The 20,019-nt window shown below is 60.5% G+C and carries 19 protein-coding genes; 3 read left to right on the top strand and 16 right to left on the bottom strand.

The genetic code is table 11. The features are described from left to right. The 10 genes from JJ917_00325 to JJ917_00280 all read right to left on the bottom strand — a co-directional run bounded on the left by JJ917_00325 (position 1) and on the right by JJ917_00280 (position 9,050). Positions 1-831: a photosynthetic reaction center subunit L gene (locus JJ917_00325; GenBank protein ID MBO6697250.1), complete on the bottom strand. Its 831-nt coding sequence runs from the start codon at positions 829-831 to the stop codon at positions 1-3. Positions 832-960: 129 nt separating this feature from the next. Beyond that, a complete protein-coding gene (locus tag JJ917_00320) occupies positions 961-1,149 on the bottom strand; it encodes a light-harvesting protein (GenBank protein ID MBO6697249.1) in 189 nt (62 codons plus the stop codon). Between the two features lie 29 nt (positions 1,150-1,178). Beyond that, on the bottom strand, positions 1,179-1,325 hold the full coding sequence (locus JJ917_00315; protein ID MBO6697248.1) for a hypothetical protein: 147 nt from the start codon (positions 1,323-1,325) through the stop codon (positions 1,179-1,181). A 182-nt stretch (positions 1,326-1,507) separates the two neighbouring features. Next, positions 1,508-1,729: a hypothetical protein gene (locus tag JJ917_00310; protein ID MBO6697247.1), complete on the bottom strand. Its 222-nt coding sequence runs from the start codon at positions 1,727-1,729 to the stop codon at positions 1,508-1,510. Positions 1,730-1,793: 64 nt separating this feature from the next. Continuing rightward, a complete protein-coding gene (bchZ, locus tag JJ917_00305; protein MBO6697246.1) occupies positions 1,794-3,260 on the bottom strand; it encodes a chlorophyllide a reductase subunit Z in 1,467 nt (488 codons plus the stop codon). After that, positions 3,254-4,699, bottom strand: a complete 1,446-nt coding sequence (gene bchY / locus JJ917_00300; GenBank protein ID MBO6697245.1) for a chlorophyllide a reductase subunit Y — start codon at positions 4,697-4,699, stop codon at positions 3,254-3,256. Before bchY ends, bchZ begins: the two co-directional genes overlap by 7 nt. A 218-nt stretch (positions 4,700-4,917) precedes the next feature. After that, positions 4,918-5,961: a chlorophyllide a reductase iron protein subunit X gene (locus tag JJ917_00295; protein ID MBO6697244.1), complete on the bottom strand. Its 1,044-nt coding sequence runs from the start codon at positions 5,959-5,961 to the stop codon at positions 4,918-4,920. Positions 5,962-5,966: 5 nt separating this feature from the next. Continuing rightward, a complete protein-coding gene (gene bchC / locus JJ917_00290; protein ID MBO6697243.1) occupies positions 5,967-6,920 on the bottom strand; it encodes a chlorophyll synthesis pathway protein BchC in 954 nt (317 codons plus the stop codon). Positions 6,921-7,023: 103 nt separating this feature from the next. Then, positions 7,024-8,094: a methyltransferase gene (locus tag JJ917_00285; protein ID MBO6697242.1), complete on the bottom strand. Its 1,071-nt coding sequence runs from the start codon at positions 8,092-8,094 to the stop codon at positions 7,024-7,026. 86 nt (positions 8,095-8,180) lie between these two features. Then, on the bottom strand, positions 8,181-9,050 hold the full coding sequence (locus JJ917_00280; protein ID MBO6697241.1) for a polyprenyl synthetase family protein: 870 nt from the start codon (positions 9,048-9,050) through the stop codon (positions 8,181-8,183). Between the two features lie 107 nt (positions 9,051-9,157). On the opposite strand from JJ917_00280, the gene crtI reads away from it, so the two are divergent. Beyond that, on the top strand, positions 9,158-10,687 hold the full coding sequence (gene crtI / locus JJ917_00275; GenBank protein ID MBO6697240.1) for a phytoene desaturase: 1,530 nt from the start codon (positions 9,158-9,160) through the stop codon (positions 10,685-10,687). Next, complete coding sequence (locus JJ917_00270) at positions 10,684-11,550, top strand: carotenoid 1,2-hydratase (protein MBO6697239.1); 867 nt, start codon at positions 10,684-10,686, stop codon at positions 11,548-11,550. The genes crtI and JJ917_00270 overlap by 4 nt, the downstream gene beginning before the upstream one ends. Before the next feature lie 29 nt (positions 11,551-11,579). Here the strand turns inward: JJ917_00270 and JJ917_00265 are convergent, their stop codons facing one another. The 6 genes from JJ917_00265 to JJ917_00240 form a co-directional block, all read right to left on the bottom strand. Beyond that, a complete protein-coding gene (locus JJ917_00265) occupies positions 11,580-12,059 on the bottom strand; it encodes a tryptophan-rich sensory protein (protein MBO6697238.1) in 480 nt (159 codons plus the stop codon). Positions 12,060-12,148: 89 nt separating this feature from the next. Then, positions 12,149-13,210, bottom strand: a complete 1,062-nt coding sequence (locus tag JJ917_00260) for a phytoene/squalene synthase family protein (GenBank protein ID MBO6697237.1) — start codon at positions 13,208-13,210, stop codon at positions 12,149-12,151. Between the two features lie 63 nt (positions 13,211-13,273). Continuing rightward, entirely contained in the window at positions 13,274-14,212 is a 939-nt protein-coding gene (locus tag JJ917_00255; GenBank protein ID MBO6697236.1) for an alpha/beta fold hydrolase, read from the bottom strand. A gap of 2 nt (positions 14,213-14,214) precedes the next feature. Then, a complete protein-coding gene (locus JJ917_00250) occupies positions 14,215-16,032 on the bottom strand; it encodes a magnesium chelatase subunit D (protein ID MBO6697235.1) in 1,818 nt (605 codons plus the stop codon). A gap of 14 nt (positions 16,033-16,046) precedes the next feature. After that, positions 16,047-16,991: a magnesium chelatase ATPase subunit I gene (gene bchI / locus JJ917_00245; GenBank protein MBO6697234.1), complete on the bottom strand. Its 945-nt coding sequence runs from the start codon at positions 16,989-16,991 to the stop codon at positions 16,047-16,049. 141 nt (positions 16,992-17,132) lie between these two features. Next, positions 17,133-18,260 carry an ATP-grasp domain-containing protein gene (locus JJ917_00240; protein MBO6697233.1) on the bottom strand — a complete coding sequence of 376 codons (1,128 nt, stop codon included), beginning with the start codon at positions 18,258-18,260 and terminating at the stop codon, positions 17,133-17,135. An 88-nt stretch (positions 18,261-18,348) separates the two neighbouring features. Between JJ917_00240 and JJ917_00235 the strand changes: the two genes are divergently transcribed. Continuing rightward, positions 18,349-19,860, top strand: coding sequence for a phytoene desaturase (locus JJ917_00235; GenBank protein ID MBO6697232.1), 1,512 nt, complete (start codon positions 18,349-18,351; stop codon positions 19,858-19,860). Positions 19,861-20,019 lie beyond the last annotated feature (159 nt).

Genomic DNA, 20,019 nt, shown 5'->3' with positions numbered 1-20,019 from the left:
CTATTGCCCGGCCCAGGTGATCGTTTCACGGATGAACTCCCACCAATCGATCCAGGATCCGGCATAGATCGGTCCGGAAATGATGATGCATATCGCACTCCAAAACCCAGCATTGAGCGCTAGGAACAGGCCGAGGCGATGGATGCCCAACGTGCCGATCGAGTAGCCGATCGTGTCACGGAAATAGGTGTCCTCATGCTCAGGTGTCTTCACCTCTTGCCCGCGCTGCGGATTAACCGCGGACAACACCATGCCGCCATGAAGCGCCAGGGCGAACGTCGTCGTGAAGAAGAAGGTGATCGCCACCATATGCACCGGGTTGTAATGGAAGTTCCCGTATTGGTAGCCGGTGAACCAAACCCAGTTAAGGTGGCTGAATATGCCATAGGGGAAACCGTGTCCCCAGGCGCCGAGCATCAACGGGCGAATAATGACCAGCGAAGCATAGGCGAAGATCGCCACACCGAACGCAAACGGCACATGGTAGCCCATGCCGAGCTTGCGGCAGATTTCAACTTCGCGCAGCGCCCAGGAGATAAAGGCCCCCATCGCGCAGATCGTGATGATTTGCCAAAGCCCGCCTTCCTTTAAAGGCGCGAGCGCCAGGCGATACTCCACGTCAGGTGGATTGATACTGATCAGCCAAATGTTCCAGGTGGGGCCGAGCGCTGCCCCATAAATGATCAGGGCTGTTCCCAGGATCGCGCAAAACAACGCCGTGATACCGAAAAAGCCGACGTAGAAGGGTCCGACCCAAAAGTCGAACAGATCGCCGCCGATCAGCGTGCCCCCGCGCACGCGATACTTTCGCTCGAAGCTGAGCAAAGCCATGATGTCCTCCTTAGCCGAGCGTGGCGGATCGTCAGCTCAAGCCAGTAATCGTCGAGTGATGGGAGGCGGGGGGAGCCAGGACCAGCCCGGTTGTCCCTCCGCCACCGTTGGCAAAGAAACGTCTCGCGACTAACCGAAATGGTCGGTCGGGATCATCGTTTCGATATGAGTGGTGCTGCTCATGGTTGAATCTTCCAACCAATTGAACTTGTCGGTGCTGAGCAAAATGAAATGGATCAGCAGCGCCAAAGTGAACAGGAACACGGCCAACGCCACGAGAACGCGACGCGGATCGAAAAGAAGCCAGATTCTCCACATGTTTTCAGGTCCTTAAGTAGAGTGGCTGATCAAAGCCAAGGATTGTAGAACCACATGGAAATGTGGGCGAGGAAGGGAAAGAGCGACATAGCGATGGCGCCCTTCTTGAAGAGTCGATGAAACTCTTGCGCCTCCTCAGCAGAGAGACCCGACAGGGTTCCTTTGTCTGCGGCCATGGACATGACCTCCGTAGTATGACCGTAAACGGCCGTTACCGCGCACCTCCCGCGCGGCGGGGATTGCCAAGCCAAAAAGACTTGGCGTTGGACCGGTAAACCGGGCCAACCTTTTTGCGATCCGGCTCGCCGGATCGAACCTCATGGACGCGACCGGCTCTCTTGAAAGCCGGGCATCCGGGCTAGCCCATAAAGGCGTAGCCAATGGCTGCACTTGCCGCCGATCGTGCCTCGGCAATCACCGAAGGGCGCGGCGCGCGTTGCTCGCCGAAGACGCGCCAAGGCAAAAGCCTGGCAAGCATCACGATCGGCAGAGCCAGAAGAAAGGTGAACGCGAAGAGCAGCCAAAACTCGCGGCGGTCTCCGCCACGCGTGCGCGCAGTCGAGATGGACGTGTCGGTCATGAGCAAAGCTCCCCGGTGTTGGAGATGGTGGAAAAACAAAGAAATGTGCGTGGTGCGGTCATGATCAGGCGAGCTCCTTCTCACGACGCGATCCGCTTGCGCGGTCGACGGCTTCGGCGCTCACATGACGAAGGCCTTCGGCGCGGGCAGCTGCTTCGGCCGCATCGCGCAAGCGCTTGGCTGCGGAGATGCGCACCAGAACAGGTTCGGCTTCGACGATCTCATCGAGAAGGCATTTGGCGTCTTCGTCCCAACTCAGCTCTTCATGGACGCGAGTCGGCGTCGCTTCGACTTTGTCGAGATCGGTGCCAAGCGGCAGGATGTTGAACAGCGCATCAAACAGGCAGTTGCAAACTTCCTGGATCAGATATGTCGCGCCCGCATAGCCCATGAACGGCGTACCGGTGTGCCGCCGAATAATGGCGCCGGGGAACGAGGCCGGTATGTACTGCGCCTGCGGACCGAAACCACCACCCGGCTTCTCAGCCAGATACATACGCTCATTGTAGGAGCCGAAGAGAACCAGTGGCGTCTTGGTGTGCACCAGATCGCGCACGGCCTCATTGTCGGTTTTCTTGCCGGTGTGGCGCGCCACCGAAAACGTGCAGGGCAAGCCCATCTCGTTTTCCAGGAAGTTGCGCAGGCCGCGGGCATAGGTTTCGTTGGCGACCACGGCAAAGCTTGCGGTGCCGAAGAAATCCTGTGTCACCGAGCGCCACAAATCCCAGAGTGGCTTGATGGTGGTGTGCTTTTCTTGCTCGATGAACGGCTCAGGGTCGAGATCCAAAAGCTCGCCCAGCTTGCGCAGGAACTTGGTCGTTGAGTGCAGGCCAATCGGCGCTTGCAGATAGGGCCGGTCGAGGCTCTCGCAGAGCAGGCGACCGAATTCGCGATACATGCAGACATTGACTTCGGCGTCGGCGAGTTTCGGCACATCGGCCAGATGGCTGCCAAGCGGGAACGTCAGATTGACCTCGGCCCCAATGCCTTCGATTAGGCGGCGAATTTCCGCCAGATCAGATGGCGTGTTGAACGTGCCATAGATCGGCCCAATGATGTTGACCTTGGGCTTCTCACCTTCTTTGCGCGGTTTCAGCGCCTTGACCTTTTTGGGGCCATACTCGGTCCACAGCCACTTGATGGCGCGATCCGCGCTTTCCCACTGATCTTCATCGATCGTGCGCGGCAGGAAGCGGGCAATGTTGGTGCCTTCGGGCGTCACACCGCCGCCGATCATTTCGGCAATGGAGCCGGTGACAACGACAGCTGGCAAGTCGGGATCGAGCACCTTGTGCGCCCGGCTCATCGCCTCTTCGGTGCCCTTTTGGCCAAGCTCTTCCTCGGCCAGCCCCGTGACAACAATCGGCAATTCATGCGGCGGTAGCGCATCGGTGTAGTGCAGGACCGAGGTCACGGGCAGGTTCTCGCAGCCCACAGGACCATCAATGATCACCTGCAAGCCTTTGATGGCCGTGAAAGCGTAGACGGAGCCCCAATAGCCACCAGCGCGATCGTGATCGAGAACTAGCATCCGACCGAGCCCTCCACGACTTTCTTGGTTTTGGAGGCGACGCGCGCAGCGTACTTTTTCTTGAAGTCCGGGCGCACGTTCGGCATGCCTTCCCAAACACCCGCCGTGTCACCTGTGCCGACACCCTCGAAGAAAGCAGTCATCGTGTCGAAACGCTCCTTGTTGGCGAGCGCGGCATTGATCACCGTGGCCAGCGAGCCAGCGCCGGCTGGCCCCATCAGGGGTCGGGCAGAGATCAGATTGGTGAAATAGAGCGCAGGGATCGAAAGCTCTTTGGCCTTTTGCACAACAGGCGTCGTTCCAATCGCGAGGTCTGGTTCGAATTCAGCCATCGCGGCCAGATCCTGTTCCAGCGAGGCGCGGAACTGGACGTGGACGCCCTGCGCTTCCAGCCATTTGCTGTCAGGGTCAGAGAAGCGGGTTTTCGGAAGAGCCGTGCCAACATAGCGGAGGTCGGCACCGCTCTCGACCAACAAGCGACCGACAAGAAGTTCCGAGCCTTCATAGCCCGAGAGCGTGATGCGTCCATTGATCGGCATCGCCGAGAGCGCGCCTTCAATGGCTGGCATGATCGCATTTTGGGCCGCACCGATCGTCTCGGCCGACACGCCGCAGGCGCGGCCAATGGCTTGCAGCCAATCGGCGGTGCCATCACGGCCCACCGGGGCGGACCCGATGACAGGGCGACCTGCTGCTTCAAACTCGCGAAACGAGGCGGTGTAGAACGGGTGGATGCCGGCAACCGCGGCGCAATCGAGCGCAGCATAGAGCTCGCGCCATTCACGTGTTGGCACAACCGGTCCAGCAGCCAAGCCCATCGGGGCCAAAAGTTGAGAAATGACCACCGGATCAGCCGGAAACATTTCACCGACCAGAGTGATGGTCGGCTTGTCGGATTTCGGTGTGTCAGGTGCTTGAACAGGTCCGCTCATGACCTCGTCGCGCGCATATTTCAGCATCGCGCCAGCCAGAACATCCTTGGCTTCGGCATGGGTCGGTATGCCGAAACCCGGCACGTCGATGCCAACGATGCGCACGCCGTTGATCTCTTTGGGCAGAAGCCGAAGCGGCACGCCGGAGGCCGACGGCACACAGAGATTGGTGACGACTATGGCGTCATAGTCTTCAGGCTTGGCCATCTCAAAGACAGCCTCGCGGATGTCCTCAAACAGCTTGCCGGTCACCAGGGTCTCGGAGTTGAACGGCACATAGCCGACCGAACGCTTGGCGCCGTAAAAGTGCGATGTGAAGGTGAGGCCATAAACGCAGCAGGCCGAGCCGGAGAGCACGCTGGCCGTGCGCTTCATCCGCAAACCGACGCGCAACGAACCAAAGGCCGGACACATGGATTGTGGCTGATCGTGCGGTCCGACTGGGTAATCCTTGGCGAACTGGTCGAGCATCTTGCTCTGGCCTGCCTGCTTGGCGGCCTCCAGCATGGTGTCTTTACCGGCGTGACAGCCGTCGGCGCCAGGAGCTGCGACGGTCTCTACGGTTTCAGTGGTTGCCTCTGGCGCGGCGCCATCAAGCGGCACATTGTCGATCAACACCTGACCGGCATCATCATAAACGACCTCATGCACTTCACGATCACCGGCGGAAAATCCGCCCGCTTCGGAAGTGTTGGACCGGTCAAGATGATCGATGGCGCTCACCCTCAAACCTCGTCGTACACGACTTCAAGGGAAGGCTTTTCGACGTAGTTCACGCCGCACATATCGGCGTAGGACGCCGGCTCCAGCTCATACCCATTGTCGCTCTCTTTGCCTTTGAAGAGATCGAGCAACTGCTCATGGGTAAGCGGCGTCGGGTGTTTCGGCGGCGCCTCGGCAACGTTCATGCCGAGCTCCTCAAACAGAGGGCCCCAATCGCCACCCGGCTTGCCGATAATGTCGTAATTGGCGCTCTTGCGGCGAATGTCTTCGTCCGCCGGGATCGAGGCCAGGACCGGAATCTGCACCGATTCCGCAAACGCTGCCGCTTCGCCAGTGCCGTCATCCTTGTTGATGACCATACCCGCCACACCGACATTACCGCCGAGCTTGCGGAAATATTCCACCGCCGAGCAAACATTGTTGGCCACATAGAGCGACTGAAGATCGTTCGAGCCGACGACGATGACCTTCTGGCACATGTCACGGGCGATCGGCAGGCCGAAGCCACCGCAGACAACGTCGCCCAAAAAGTCGAGCAAGACGTAGTCGAAATCCCAGTCGTGGAAGCCCAATTTCTCAAGGGTTTCAAAACCATGGATAATGCCGCGTCCGCCGCAACCACGACCGACTTCCGGGCCTCCAAGCTCCATGGCGTAGACGCCATCGCGCTTGAAGCAGACATCGCCCACTTCCACTTCCTCGCCAGCCGCCTTCTTCTTCGAGGAGGTCTCGATGATAGTTGGTGTGGAATGCCCGCCGAACAGCAGCGACGTCGTGTCAGATTTGGGATCACAACCGATGAGCAGCGTTTTCTTGCCCTGCTGCGCCATCATGTAGGAGAGGTTGGCGAGCGTGAACGATTTGCCGATTCCGCCTTTGCCGTAGATCGCGATGATCTGCGTTTCCTTGGTCACCGGCCCGGTGTGCACATCATCAGGTTCTTGCGCAGCTTCAGCGCGGACCGAAGCCTGCGTGTCGATCAGCGTGTGCTGGGTCGGCGCTTCTGTGGCCTCAGCAGCTGAAATCTGGCTGGCGTCTTCAAGCATAGACGTCATGCGGCATTCCTCCAGTCGAGAACCATTTTCAGGCAATCGGGATCGCCAAAGGCTGTGCGGTAGGCACGATCAGCAGCATCGGCCGGCTCATTGTGTGTGATCAGCCCATCCAGCGAGAGCTTGCCCGCATCGATGAGGCCAAGCACGGCTTCCAGGTCGCCAGGCTGCCATTCGGCAGCGACGCGTAAACGTGCTTCGCGCATAAAGGCTGGCGGGAAAGCGAACTGCAGCGGTTTGTCATAGAAGCCGGCAAGCACAATCTGTCCGCCGCGCGACAGGCGACCGATGAGCGAGTCGAGCAGCGTGCTGTCCCCGCTCACATCGTAGATCGCGCGAAAATCGCGCCGATCATCCTTGTCGGGATGTGCAACTGCATAGCCCTGCGCACCCTCGGCGCGCTTGGCATTGGTTTCCCAAACGGTTGGCGCTTCATCGGCAAGGCTGGTTGCGATTCTCGCCAGCAAACGACCGAGCACGCCATGGCCGACAATCAGATCGGGCAGCACCGCATCGCTTGCGGCAAGCGCGTGATAGGCCGTTGCGGCCAGCGCCAGAAGCACGCCTTCGCGGCCAAGATGCTCATGGATTGCGGGCGCGCGCTGAGAGGCGACAACCACGCGGGCGGCTGAGCCGCCAAACAGGCCGCGCACATCGCCAAAACACCGTGCGCCTGGGACAAAAACCGTTTCGCCGATCCGGTCAGCAACGTCCGATCCGGCATCGACCACACGGCCAACCGATTCGTAGCCGGGCACCAGCGGATAACCCATGCCAGGGAAGTCGGGCATCCGCCCGCTCCACAAAAGCCTCTCGGTGCCGGCGCTGATCCCGCTCCAATCCACATCGACCACCAGATCGTCCGATCCCGGCGCGGAAAGCGCCAGCTCACGGACGCTCAGCGTCTCAGGAGCCTGAAGAACAACGGCTTTGGTGGAAAGAGTTAGGGCCACGAGATCAATGTTTTCGGTTCAGAGGTCAATTCAACGTACTGACACTCTAAATTGACACATCAATCTGTCAAGTACGTTTGACACTCACCTTTCGGTTTTTCCCTTACACCGTACGGGCAACCAGCACCCGGGTCAGCAGCGGATTGTCGGTGCGCGGACTTCGAATGTGGCCGAAACCGGTTTGTTCCAGGAAAGAGCGTAATTCAGCCTCGGTGCGCGGTCGTCCACTGCGCATCGCAAGGAGGTAAAAGCCAAAATAGGCGTCCCCAGCTTTCTCTGCCCCGGCCGTGCCCGCCATTGGTTCCGCGACGAGAAGAGTCTGTCCGACGTCAAGCGCAGCACGCACCTGCCGCAACAGATGCAGCGCCTTATCGTCATCGTGATCGTGAAGAATGCGCACCAGCGAGATGATATCGGCGCCTAGCGGGAGAGAATCGGCGAAGAAATCGCCGCCCTTGGCATCGAACCGAGCGCTGAGGTCAGAGGCTGCCAGGCGGGTATTGGCGCGCTCGGCCACAGCCGGCAGATCAAACACTGTTGCCTGCAAGCCCGGCGTACGCTCCAGCGCCGCCTGGGCGAACCGCCCTTCCCCACCCCCGACATCCATCAGGCACCGATGATTGGTGAGCGGGTAAGCATCGAGAACCTCATCGCTGATGAAGCTTTGCGAGGCGGCCATCAGGCGGCTGTAGTCGGCAACCGAGCCGCCAGGCAGATCATCCGGCGCACCGCTCTGCGCATAGGCCCAATAGCGCGAAAGAGCGGTCGGGCTCGATTGATCTTTCAACAGCGCCAGCGGATCGCGCAAATCTTCATAGAGAATCTGATGATGCTCGATCATCGCCAACACACCTGGGTTGGCAAGAAGCGCCGCGCCGAGATCGTCCAAACCAAAACGTTCGCTAGAGCGTGATGAGATGAGGCCGAGCGCCTGTGCACCACGTACGAGCCGAATCGTGGCGTCTTCATCCAGGCCGGTAGCCACCGACAGTTGTCCCAGCGTTTTTGGGCCGTCGGCAAGCTGCTCAAGCAGTTTCACCCGCACACAGGTCGTCACAATCTGCGTGTAGACAAAGCCTGCCACCAGATCGAACATCTGCCGGGTTTTCTGCCGGGAGAGTGGCCGCGTCAGTGGAAATCGGGTCGCCCAGCGAATGAATTTCGGGTTCTGAATGAGGCGCGCACGCCATTCACGAACACGGTCGCCAAAAGTGTCGCGCACCGTTTCTGTCACTCTGCCAGGCCTTCAAATGCGAGGTGTTAAGCAGCCGCTTGAGAGAGGCTTTTCGGCTTCAGCCGTTTGGCTTCGCTCATAATCAAAGCCTCCAACGAGGCTCGTCCCCGGCAATCGGGAATGGCGGCAATCGCGCCAGCCACATAGCCTTCCAAGCGGCCAATCGTATCTTTGATGCCGCACTCGCTGACCAGGCTTGGCCGGTCATGCGCATCATCCTGATGAGCCGGCTTGCCCATCTCCTGGGATGAGCACAGCGCGTCGCGAAGATCATCGGCAGCCTGATAGGCTGAGCCCAACTGATCACCTAGCGCCCGCCAGGGTGCCGGATCAGCGCCCGCAGCGACCGCACCCGCCATCGATGCGCCGACAAACAGAGCGCCCGTCTTGGCTCGATGATAGGTATCGACCGGCACTTGCGTTTCGCTTTCCCAGCCCTGCCCGGCAACAATGCCATGCGGCATACCAACCGCACCAGCAACCGTGGTCACCAAGGGCGCAAGGCGCTCAGGGGCTTGAACGGCGGCGCGGGCCAAGATCTCAAAAGCCAGAACGATCATCCCATCGCCGGCAAGCAACGCCAAAGGCTCACCATAGGCCGTGTGAACGGCTGGCCGCCCGCGGCGAAGGTCGGCATTGTCAAAACAAGGCATATCGTCGTGAACGAGCGATGCGCAATGCAGGAGTTCGACGGAGGCTGCTGCGGCGTTGGTCAGTTCCGGTCGATCATCGCCACAGGCTGACGCCACTGCTAAACAGAGACGCGGACGAACACGTGCACCACCGGGAAACACCGCATAGCGGATCGCTTCGGCAAGCTGCGGGGGAGAATCGGGGCCACCAGCGCGTTCAATGGCCGCTTTAAGAGCATGGTCGATACGAGACTTGATATCCATGGGGACCATCCTTTTCATCAGCGGATCGGCGACCGTTCCGTTGTTGTCAATCTACAACGACTTGGTTTAGTGTCAACAATAATTGACACATCAAACAGGCCTTGCCAGTGAACACCCACCATGCCGTGATCGTCGGCGCCGGCATCGGCGGCCTTTCGGCAGCTCTCTCTCTGGCGAGCCAAGGGCTTCAGGTTACTGTTCTCGAAGCCCAAGCAGAAGTCGGCGGCAAAGTTCGCGCTGTCCCAGTTGGAGGCAGCGCTATCGATGGCGGCCCCACCGTCTTCACGATGAAATGGGTGTTTGACGAGCTTTTCGACGAGGCGGGGCTGAGCTTCGATGATGCCGTCGGTCTGACCAAGGCTGAGTTGCTCGCCCGCCACGCGTGGGATGACAGCGGAACGCTCGATCTGTTTGCCGATTTGGATCAGAGCGCGGATGCCATTGGCGCCTTTTGCGACGCGAGAGAAGCGGCCAATTTCCGTCAGTTCGCGCAAGAAGCCGCAGCGATGTACGCCACCCTGGAACAGCCTTTCTTGCGCTCGTCCAAGCCATCCATGCTCGGCATGAGCGCGCGGCTCGGACCCAAAGGGCTAGCGGTGAAACCTTTTTCGACCCTGTGGCGCGCGTTAAAAGGCCGTTTTGACGACCCACGTCTTGTTCAACTTTTTGGCCGCTACTCCACCTACACTGGCGCCTCGCCTTTTCTGGCACCGGCAACACTGATGCTCATTGCCCATGTCGAGCTTGATGGCGTTTGGCTGGTGAATGGCGGGATGCGAGAGCTGGCGCAGGTGATGCGCCGCGCCTGTGAGGCCAAGGGCGTGATCATTCAAACAGGCGCGAAGGTTGCACGCATCGATACCGACAAAGGCACCGCCGGCGCGGTTATCCTGGAAAATGGCGAGCGCCACAGCGGCGACGTTGTCGTTGTCAACGCGGACGCATCAGCCGTAGGGGCTGGCCTGTTTGGCACTGACGTGCAGCGCGCGGTCGATCCCGTCAAACCGGCAGCCCGCTCGCTTTCAGCGATTGGATGGACGCTCAAGGCCAAAACCGAAGGCTTCCCCTTGGCGCACCATTCTGTCTTCTTCGGGCAAGACTATCCCGAAGAGTTCGACGCCGTTTTCCGGCGCAGCGCCTATCCCGGCGATCCCACCGTCTACATCTGCGCCCAAGACCGCGCCGACACCGGTGGACTGGCCGAACCGGACAGCACCGAGCGTATGCTGATGGTGATCAACGCCCCACCCAATGGCGACCAGAACCCGGACCGATCGGAGATGGAACAATGCATGGAACGCAGTCTGGCGCGCCTGGAAACTTGCGGCCTGAAAGTGGACGTGGAGCCGACGATGAGCGTGCCGACCGGTCCGGAGGGGTTCAACCAGCTGTTTCCGGCGACGGGAGGCGCGCTTTACGGGCGGGCGAACCATTCACCGTTCGCCAGCTTTCAACGACCGGACAACCGGACCAAAGTCCCGGGACTTTATCTGGCGGGGGGCAGCGTCCATCCGGGTCCGGGGGTCCCGATGGCAGCCCTTTCGGGCCGCCTGGCGGCAGCTCGGATCGTCTCCGACCTCGCTTCGACACGCCCGTCGCGCCGAACGGTTACCGTTGGTGGTATGTCGACGGCCTGAGTGATGATGGCCGCCATGGCCTGTCGGTGATCGCATTCATAGGCTCGGTGTTTTCACCCTATTACGCCTGGTCAGGGCGCAACGACCCCTATGATCACATCGCGATCAACGTCGCGCTCTATGGCCCCAAAGCCCGTTGGGCGATGACCGAGCGAGGCAAAGGCGCGCTCGATGATGGGCCCGACCATTTCACCGTCGGGCCAAGCGCCCTGCGCTGGGAGGGCAACACGCTCGTGATTGACGTCGATGAGGTGACCGTGCCGTGGCCCTTGCGGCTCAAGGGTCAGATTCGTTTCACGCCCGATGTCAGCCAGCCGACCCATTTCGCGTTGGACACGACAGCGCGTCACCATTGGTGGCCCTACGCCCCATTCGGCCGCATCGAAGCCAACATCGATAAACCCGGCTTGTCCTGGCAAGGGCACGGCTATGCCGACACGAACACCGGAACGACTGCCCTTGAGGCGGACTTCTCCGGTTGGACCTGGTCGCGCGCTAGTGTCGAGGACGGCGCGGTAATGTTCTACGAACCGCAGGAACGGTCGGGCGCCCACAAAACCATCGCAATCCACGTGGACGCGCACGGAACCGTCACAGAGATCGACACACCGCCGCGTGTGGATCTGAATAAGGGTTTTTGGGGCGTTACCCGCGACACACGCTCCGAAGACCCAAGCCAGACGCGGATCACAGAGACCTTTGTCGACGCGCCGTTTTACACCCGCGACGCCCTGCAGATGGTGCTTGGTGGCAGGCGTTGCCCGGCCGTCCACGAGAGCTTGAACCTTGACCGTTTCGCCAGTCCGATCGTGAAACTGATGCTGCCCTTTAAGATGCCGCGCCGCGCAAAGTGGTCCGGCTAGCAACATAGCTGGACCGACGCTTCATCGCACTAGGCGGCTTGTTGCGAATTGAGCCGTAAAATTGTGAGATTGAGGAACGCTGCAAAGCTGACCCACGCCAAATACGGTACCATCAACCAGCCTGCGAGCGTGCTAATCGGCCAGAACGTCATGATCGTTCCGACGATGGCAAGCCAAAGCAGCGCGACATCGATGAGCGCCCAATCCATCCGCTTCATGCCGAAAAACAGCGCCGACCAAAGCGCATTGAAAATCAGTTGAATCAGCCAAAACCCAATCGGCACCAAAGCTGCCGGCCAACCGACAGCCTCCCAGACAAGCCATGCTGCGACCGCCATCATGGCGTAGAGAACAGTCCAGGCGATTGGAAACATGAAGTCAGGCGGGTTCCAACTGGGTTTGGCCAGATCGCGATACCAATCGCCGGGTCTGAAATAGCCACCGGACATGGCGGCAGCAAATGTCACCGCAAAAAACGCGAGCAAAGACCAGGAGATCGAGAAATCCATCAGTATCCTCTTTGAAAACCCACCGTAACACAGGCACGACCAGATGGCAGGCCAACGCTCAAAACAACCAAGCGTTCAATGGGGAGAGTTCAGGAGGAGTGAGGGTCAGCCAATTGCTGCCGGTCCCGCCGCTCAAGCTGTTCAAGGATGTGGACGATCCGGCTCATGGGTCGCGAGTCCTGTGGTGGCAGACTGCCACTCAGGGCATGGTCGAAGGGCGGCACGGCATCCACCAAAAAGGCGGTTTCTGGCAAGGCGGTCGCTGGCTCGCTGTGCGGCGTCCAGACGGCGGCGTTGCAGGCCGCACCCAAGAGCACCAGTTTGCGATGTTTGGAAACCACCGCGCGCTGATCGATCGAGTTGTAACCGTTGCCAGCAACCTTGCGGCCAATCTCGCGGTAGATCAGCCGCGCAGCGTGGATCGCCGGGCGGCAATCGCCGGGCAGCGCAGCAATGCCTCCAACCGAGCGATCATAAAGCGTATCGGCCGTTTCAAGCAGCCGCTCCACGCAGGACGCCAGGCGCGCATCGAACACTGGGTTGGCAAGAAACGCCTCGATATCGATGCCAGCCTCAACCATCCAGTCGCGCGGCAGATAGATCCGGCCATTGCGTGCATCCTCACCGACATCGCGGGCAATGTTGGTGAGCTGCATTGCAACGCCAAGATCGCAGGCGCGCGCCAATGTGTCGGCATCGCGTACGCCCATAAGGACGGACATCATTGCGCCAACCGCGGCCGCAACGCGAGCGCTGTAGGCATAGGTGTCGGACAGGGTTTGAGGTCCCCAGCCTTGGCTATCCCATTCCAATCCCTCTAGCAGGGCTTCCGGCAAGGTGCGCGGCATCTGATAGCTTTGCACCATCTCGGCAAAGGCTTGGTCGGCTGGAATGTTTTTCGGCTTTTCCGCGTAGGCAAGATCGAGGCGTTCGCGCAAACGATCGACCGCATCCTTGGGCGCGTCCTCGGCATCCACGGCATCATCAGAAAGACGGCAGAACGCATAGAGCGCGTAGGCAGGTGTGCGAATACGCTGCGGCAATAAGAGCGAAGCGGCATAGAACGACTTCGATCCTTGGCGGATCAAGGCGCGGCAGGCCGTTTCATTCCACCCGCTTTGAAGACTGGCTTTAAAGGTTGGTGTGGGCAGAGCGCAGGGCCTTTGTCTGGTTCAAAGGCAAACCATAAACGCCGACAAGTTCAGGCGGCAACATCAATTCTGCGTATCCGCCGCGGTGGCGTTTTCCAGGACACCGATTTCGGTCGCGAACTCGACAATGCGCGCAACCGCCTTCTCCGGCGCTTCTTCGTGCGCCAGATGGCCAAGGCCCGGCCACAGCTCGATCGAGGCATTTACACAACGGTCGGCGACGTCCTGCGAGACCTTCGCTGGCACGGCCCGGTCGTTTTCTCCAGCGATGAGAAGCATCGGCACCTTCATCGATGGCAACTTCCGCATGAGCTCCGTCAGCTCCCAATGTGCCATCATGCCAAGGACGCCAGCAATGTGGCCGGGCGACTGCATAAGTGTTGAATAGTAGCCAAGACCTTCATCGCTGATCCGCGAACCCGTGCCTTCGATCAGTCGGACGACCCGGGATCGGCTGCGCCCGCCAAGCGCGAAAAGGCGCGGCGTCAAAGGGTTGACGAACAGAAGTTTGGCAAGCGCCGGAAAAACAGCCCCCGCGGCGCCATCAAACGGCTGAAATGCTCCGTTGAAGCTGACAAGGCCTGCCGGTGTGATGCGGTGATCCAATGTCATGCGCGCTAACGTCGCTGCGCCGGCCGAGTGGCCAACAGCGATCCGAACATCAATCCCAAGCGTCTGGATCAGCTCGCCGAGCAGAACGGAAACCCGCTGCAAGGTCGGACGATAAAACGCTGGGGAATCAGAGAAGGCGTGGCCGGGCAGATCGACGGCGACCACGCGAAAGTGTTGCGCGAGCCCAGGCAGCAAATCCCGCCAACTATGCGTCGAGGCCCCGGCGCCATGCAGAAGAAACACAACGGGTCCCTCCCCCAATTCCTGCACATGCCACCGCACGCCACCAGCGTTCACAAAGCGGCTGTGGACATGGTGTGGCCAGGTGCGGCCGAGCGCGCGCCACGACAATGCGGCGCCAGGGCTGGAGGTTGTAGGTTTACTCGACATATCTAGCCCGCTCGCAGCGTCGGCAGGCCGCCATCGACCAGATCTTTCAATCCGGCGGCATTGGGATGGGGCAAAGCAAGATGGATCGCGTGCATCGCATTGGCGATCTCCAGCGCCTTGGAGGGCGTCGGGCTTTGCCGTCGCTTTCCGCCACGCTGCGGGCTGGTATCAATAAAAAGACCCGCGATCCGGTGAGCCGCAATGCGCTGGGCGGACCTCAAGGCATCGGCGTGTGCACCAGCTCGACCCGATGTCGGATCATGGCCAACATTGGCCTGGGCATCGCTCATCACCACCAACCTCGGGCTACGTCCAATCCTTTGGCACTCCAGCGCAACTTCCAAGCCGGCATCAAGTCCAGCGGCCAAGGGGGTTCCACCACCTCCAGGCACACCGGCAAGACAGCGTTTGGCCCGCACTAGAGACCGTGTCGGCGGCAACACCATCTCGGCCCGCTCCCCGCGAAAGACGATCAGCGCGACATAGTCCCGGCGCGCATAGCTGTCCGCCAGCATCATCTCAACCGCGCCTTTTACCTCCGCCAACCGGTGAAGCGCGGCCGATCCGGAGGCATCGACCAGAAAGATCGTCACGCTTTCTTCGTTCTGCTTGAACCGGCGAACACGTATATCATCGCCGGAGACCGAAATGCGTGATGACATGGTGCCCGATTGGCGACGCAAAGTCTGCCAGGGCGCGGCAGCGCGCAGTGTGTCAACGACATGCAGCTTGGAGCGTCCATCAAGGCGACCGCGCCGGGAGCCGATGGGCCGCCCACGCATCAGGGCTTGCTGCAGCGCGCCCTTGCTGCCAGCACTTTGTGCATTGGACTTGGCCATCGCCGCGCCGAGTTTGAGCTGCTCCAGAAGGTGCGCTGGGATCGCGGCTTCGATGGCGTCAAGCACCTGATCATCTAGGGGACCATCGGGCAGTGCCTGCTCCTCCTGCTCGGCTGGTTCCTCCGGTTCTTCGGGCGGTTCATCGAACTCCTCGTCTGGTGGAATCTCGTCGGGTTGCTGCTCTTGCGTCGGCACGCGCGTCGCCCGCGGCGCGATCACTAAGCGCGCCGCTAGTTCGATGTCCTGATCCTCAACCGAGTCGCGCTCGTCCAAAGCCGCCAAGCCTCGGGCGGCTCGAATCGCAAACAGGATGGCCCGCACCGACGAAACGCCAAATGTTGTCGCCAACGCGGTGATCACCTCAAACAATCGGTCTTCTGCCGACACCCCCTCAAACCGACTGCGTGCAGCCGCGACGTGACCAGCGTCGATGGGGGGCTCGATGATATCGCGGATCGAAAGGTGGGTGAGATCGGCATGGAAGGCCAAACGGTCGGCAAGTGCGTGGGACAAATACTCCTCGCCCAACCCCTCATCAAGCGCGATCACGCCAAGCTTTGCTGGAAGCTGAGCCGTGATGCCATCGCGCTCCAAGGCAACCTCGCCGGTGTCGAGAACAGCCGTCAGCCGCGAGGCCGTGAGCGCTTCCATCCGCTCGGCCATGGGCACCAGGACGAGACCGCCATCAGCCTCCGAAAGCAGTCCGCGCTGGGTAACTGGTTTTCCAGCCTTCAGGGTCGCAGCCATATCGAGGCCGCCCAAAAGACGTTCGTCCGCTATGTGGCTCGGTAATTTGCGAAACGGCATAGACGGCAGCAAGAACCCACGAAGCGCCGCGATCAAAGCATCGCGCACCGGTCCGGCGTGGGCTCGAACGTGAAGGCCGCCAAAGGTGACCGGATCCAGCGCGACCAACGCCGAAGCGGTGAGCCCATCGGCCCAGACCTGCGCCTTGGCATGGGGCGACGGATCATCCTCGATGGAGGAGAGCTCGGTCACGCCATCAACTCGTCCAGGGCGCGCTCAACGCGTGTCGATGCGCGTGAATCGTCCAGCGGGTTTCGCCGGAGCCGATGGCTAAGCACCATCGGCGCGACCAGGCGCAGAGCATCCTTGGTCACCTCATCCTGTCCTTCAAGTGCCGCGTGAGCACGCGCGGCTCGCATAAGGGTCAGTTCACCACGCAGTCCGTCCGTCCCAAGTGCCATGCAAAGCTCGGCCGCCTGCCCAAGAATCTCGTCAGAAACCGAAACGCCGTCCAAGCGGTCACGCGCACCGACAATCTCGCGGCGGACGGCGCCATCCTTGCGTTTCCATTTGGCAACAAACGCCTGCGGGTCACGGTCGAACGCATCGCGCCGACGCACAACCTCAATCCGCTGCTTGATGTCTTCGGGCGTCGACACATCCACCGACAGCCCAAAGCGATCCAAGAGCTGGGGCCGCAGTTCGCCCTCTTCCGGGTTGCCCGATCCGATCAGCACGAAACGCGCTGGGTGGCGGATCGAAAGCCCTTCGCGCTCCACGACATTTTCGCCAGACGCTGCCACATCGAGCAGCAGATCGACCAAATGGTCTTCCAGCAGATTGATCTCGTCGATGTAGAGAAAGCCGCGGTTGGCCTGCGCCAGAAGCCCCGGTTGGAAGGCTCGCTCGCCTTGCGTCAACGCTTTCTCGATATCGAGCGCGCCGACGACCCTGTCTTCCGTAGCGCCCAGCGGCAGATCGACCACCGGCACCGGCACTTGCCGGGTTTTGACGTCGGGATCATCCACATTGGCCGGGTCGATATTATAGGCTGATCCAGCCACCACCTTCATCTTCGGCAGAAGCTGTGCGAGCGCCCGAACGGCAGTCGATTTGCCGGTGCCACGGTCGCCAAAAACCAGCACACCGCCAATGGTCGGATCGACAGCAGAGATCAGAAGCGCGCGCTTCATCGCCTCCTGCCCAACGATGGCGGAAAAGGGGAAGTTCACACGCGTAGACACAGGAGGCAGCCAATCACAGAATTCAGGTTTTCAAGTCCTAACAGTGCCGAAGCGTCATGCAAAGTTGACACTTGTCCCTATCACCTTGGGTCAACGCCGTTGCGGACCGAACCAGCCGATGTCGTGGATCGCAGCCTCGCCAAGCGAGCGCCTTTCGAAGATCGCCTGACGCAGCAAGGGCCACGTGGCTGGCGTCATCAAGGCAAACGGCAAAGGATCGCGCCAGCGCCATGTGACATCGCGGCTGGTCAGTAGCGCCTTGCCGATCTGGCGATAGCGCGGCCAGTTGCCAATCACGCCCCAAAGCAGAGTCAGCGTTGGATAGGCCTGCTGCATGCGCTTGCGGTGGTTGAAACGCGGCACGAACCTGGGTTCCAAAATCGCCCGCGCGATATCCGCCGTCTCTAGGAAATGAATCCCGCTGTTGGCGCGCGGATTGCACTCAAAGGCGGTGACTTGATCCCGATCGACCATCATGTCGAACGATAGAAAACCTGTATGTCCGCTGCATGCAGCGATCTCGGCCACATAAGCCTCAACAGCCGACGCCTCGATGCGCTCAAACACGGTCGAAACCGTCCCATCGCGGATGACCGGGCGATAGACGACGGTCACAGACACCTTGCCGTTGTGAACGATCGAAAAACTGCTGACTTCGTCCCCCGTCAGTCGCTCCTGGACTAGGGCGTTGTCATGGGTCGGAAGCGGCTCGCCTTGGTGCATGAACGTCACATGCGATCCCGACGCCCCCCAGCGGTCTTTGACCACCACGGGTCCGGCAGACGCGATCGCTTGCGCTACGTCCGAGTCCAGCGCGGCGGTCCTCGGCGCAGTATGTCCCTCCCCAGCTAGCCAGTGCGCGAACCGAAGTTTGTCGTGCAGTCGCAAGATGTCGTGCTGGTGGGATGAAAACACTCTGACGCCATCAGGAAGGCGGTCGGCCAGAGCGGCGACGTGCATCGTCTCTTCCGATATCGGCACGACAAGGGAAACGTGCTCGCGCGCAATCAACGCCAAAAGGGCCTCAAGGTAGGCCCGTTGATCGGTGTTCGGCGCCGGCACACGATAGGTCTTGGCCACCGACCGCGACAGACCACACAAATGCCAACCGAATGGCTCGGCCACCAGCACCCGCCAACCGGCTGCATGAAAGCTGCGGGCGATGTCCAGGCCCTTGGGAAGCCGGCCCAGCGTGAGCAATACAGTCTGTGTCCCCAATCCAGCGTCCCCTGCGGCTGCGCATCGCGTTGCCCACAACAAACCAAGCTGGTAGCGTCAAACAAGTTAGACACACAAGGGGCCGCACATGCTTGACACCACTTCGGATTCCCGGCCTCGGGCGATTGTGGTGGGCTCAGGCTTTGGCGGTTTAGCCGCCGCGGTGCGGCTGGGCGCAAAAGGCTACCGCGTTTCGGTTCTGGAAAAGCTCGATAAGCCCGGCGGGCGCGCCTACACCTATAAGCAAGACGGCTTCACTTTCGATGCCGGGCCGACGATCATCACCGCGCCGCAAGTGTTCCATGAACTGTGGGAACTGTGTGGCAAGCGCTTTGAAGACCATATCGACCTGCGCCCTTCCGACCCGTTTTACGACATCCGCTTCGATGATGGCCGCGTGTTTCGCTACAGCGGCGATGATGACGCGATGCGGGCCGAAGTCGCAAAATTCAACCCAAATGATCTGGACGGCTTTGAGCGTTTCAAAAAAGCCAGTGAAGACATCTACAAGATCGCTTTTGAGAAGCTGGTGGATGTTCCCTTTCACAGCCTTCTCTTCACGCTGAAATGCGCGCCGGACCTGATCCGGCTAGGCGGCTACAACTCGGTGTACAACACCGTCTGTAAGTATCTGAAAGACCCGGCGCTGCGGATTGTCTTTTCGTTTCACCCGCTGCTCATCGGCGGCAACCCGCTGACCACCACGGCCTATTACTGCCTGATTGCCCATCTGGAGCGGAAATACGGCGTGCACTACGCCATGGGCGGCACCGGCGCGTTGGTGCGCGGCCTGGTCGATCTGATCGAGGGTCAGGGCGGCGAGGTGATCTGCAATGCTGGCGTGGATGAAATCCGCGTCGAAAACGGCACCGCTGTCGGCGTGACGCTGGAAAGTGGAGAGCGGCTGGACAGCGCGGTGGTTGTCTCCAACGCCGATGCGGCCACCACCTACACAAAGCTGCTGCGCAACCACAAACGCAAGGTCTGGACCGATGCGAAGGTGAAGCGCAGCGATTTCTCCATGAGCCTGTTCGTCTGGTACTTTGGCACCAACAAGCGCTTCGAAGACTGCCAACACCACACGATGGTGCTCGGCCCGCGCTATGAAGAGCTGCTGAAAGACATTTTCAGCCGCAAGATACTCGCCGACGACTTCTCGCTGTATCTCCACCGGCCCACCGCCAACGATCCCTCGCTGGCGCCAGAGGGCTGCGACTCGTTTTACGTACTCTCACCGGTGCCGAACCTGAAGAGCGGCACCGATTGGAGCCGAGAGGCCGAGCCCTATCGGCAGGCGATTGAGAAGCGGCTGGAGGAGACGGTTCTGCCGGGGCTGGGAGACAGCATCGTCACCCAGCACATGCTGACGCCGCAGGACTTTCAGGACAGGCTGTCCTCGGTCAATGGTGCAGCGTTTTCTATCGAGCCGAAACTGTTCCAAAGCGCTTGGTTCCGCCCGCACAATAAGTCGCCGGAGGCGAAAAACCTGTTCCTCGTCGGCGCCGGCACGCACCCCGGCGCTGGTGTACCAGGCGTGCTGCCGTCAGCCAAGGTGATGGAGAAGGTGGCACCCCACGCGAGTGAGTTTGTGGGGGCTTGAGCGCATTTCGAACCGCATCTCTTGCGCTTGCCGAAAGGCGATAAAGTTAATGAGGTTCACACGTGGCTTTGTCTAAACGAGCGCAACAGATGCTGAACCAAACTGTGGAGTTCTATACGAACTCTAGCGACTTCAACAGTATGGGCGTTGAAAATGAAA

This window comes from Hyphomicrobiales bacterium (genome assembly GCA_017642935.1).
Lineage (GTDB): Bacteria > Pseudomonadota > Alphaproteobacteria > Rhizobiales > MH13 > MH13.
The sequence above is the reverse complement of the archived record's forward strand: the minus strand, read 5'-3'. Positions and strand labels throughout refer to the sequence as shown.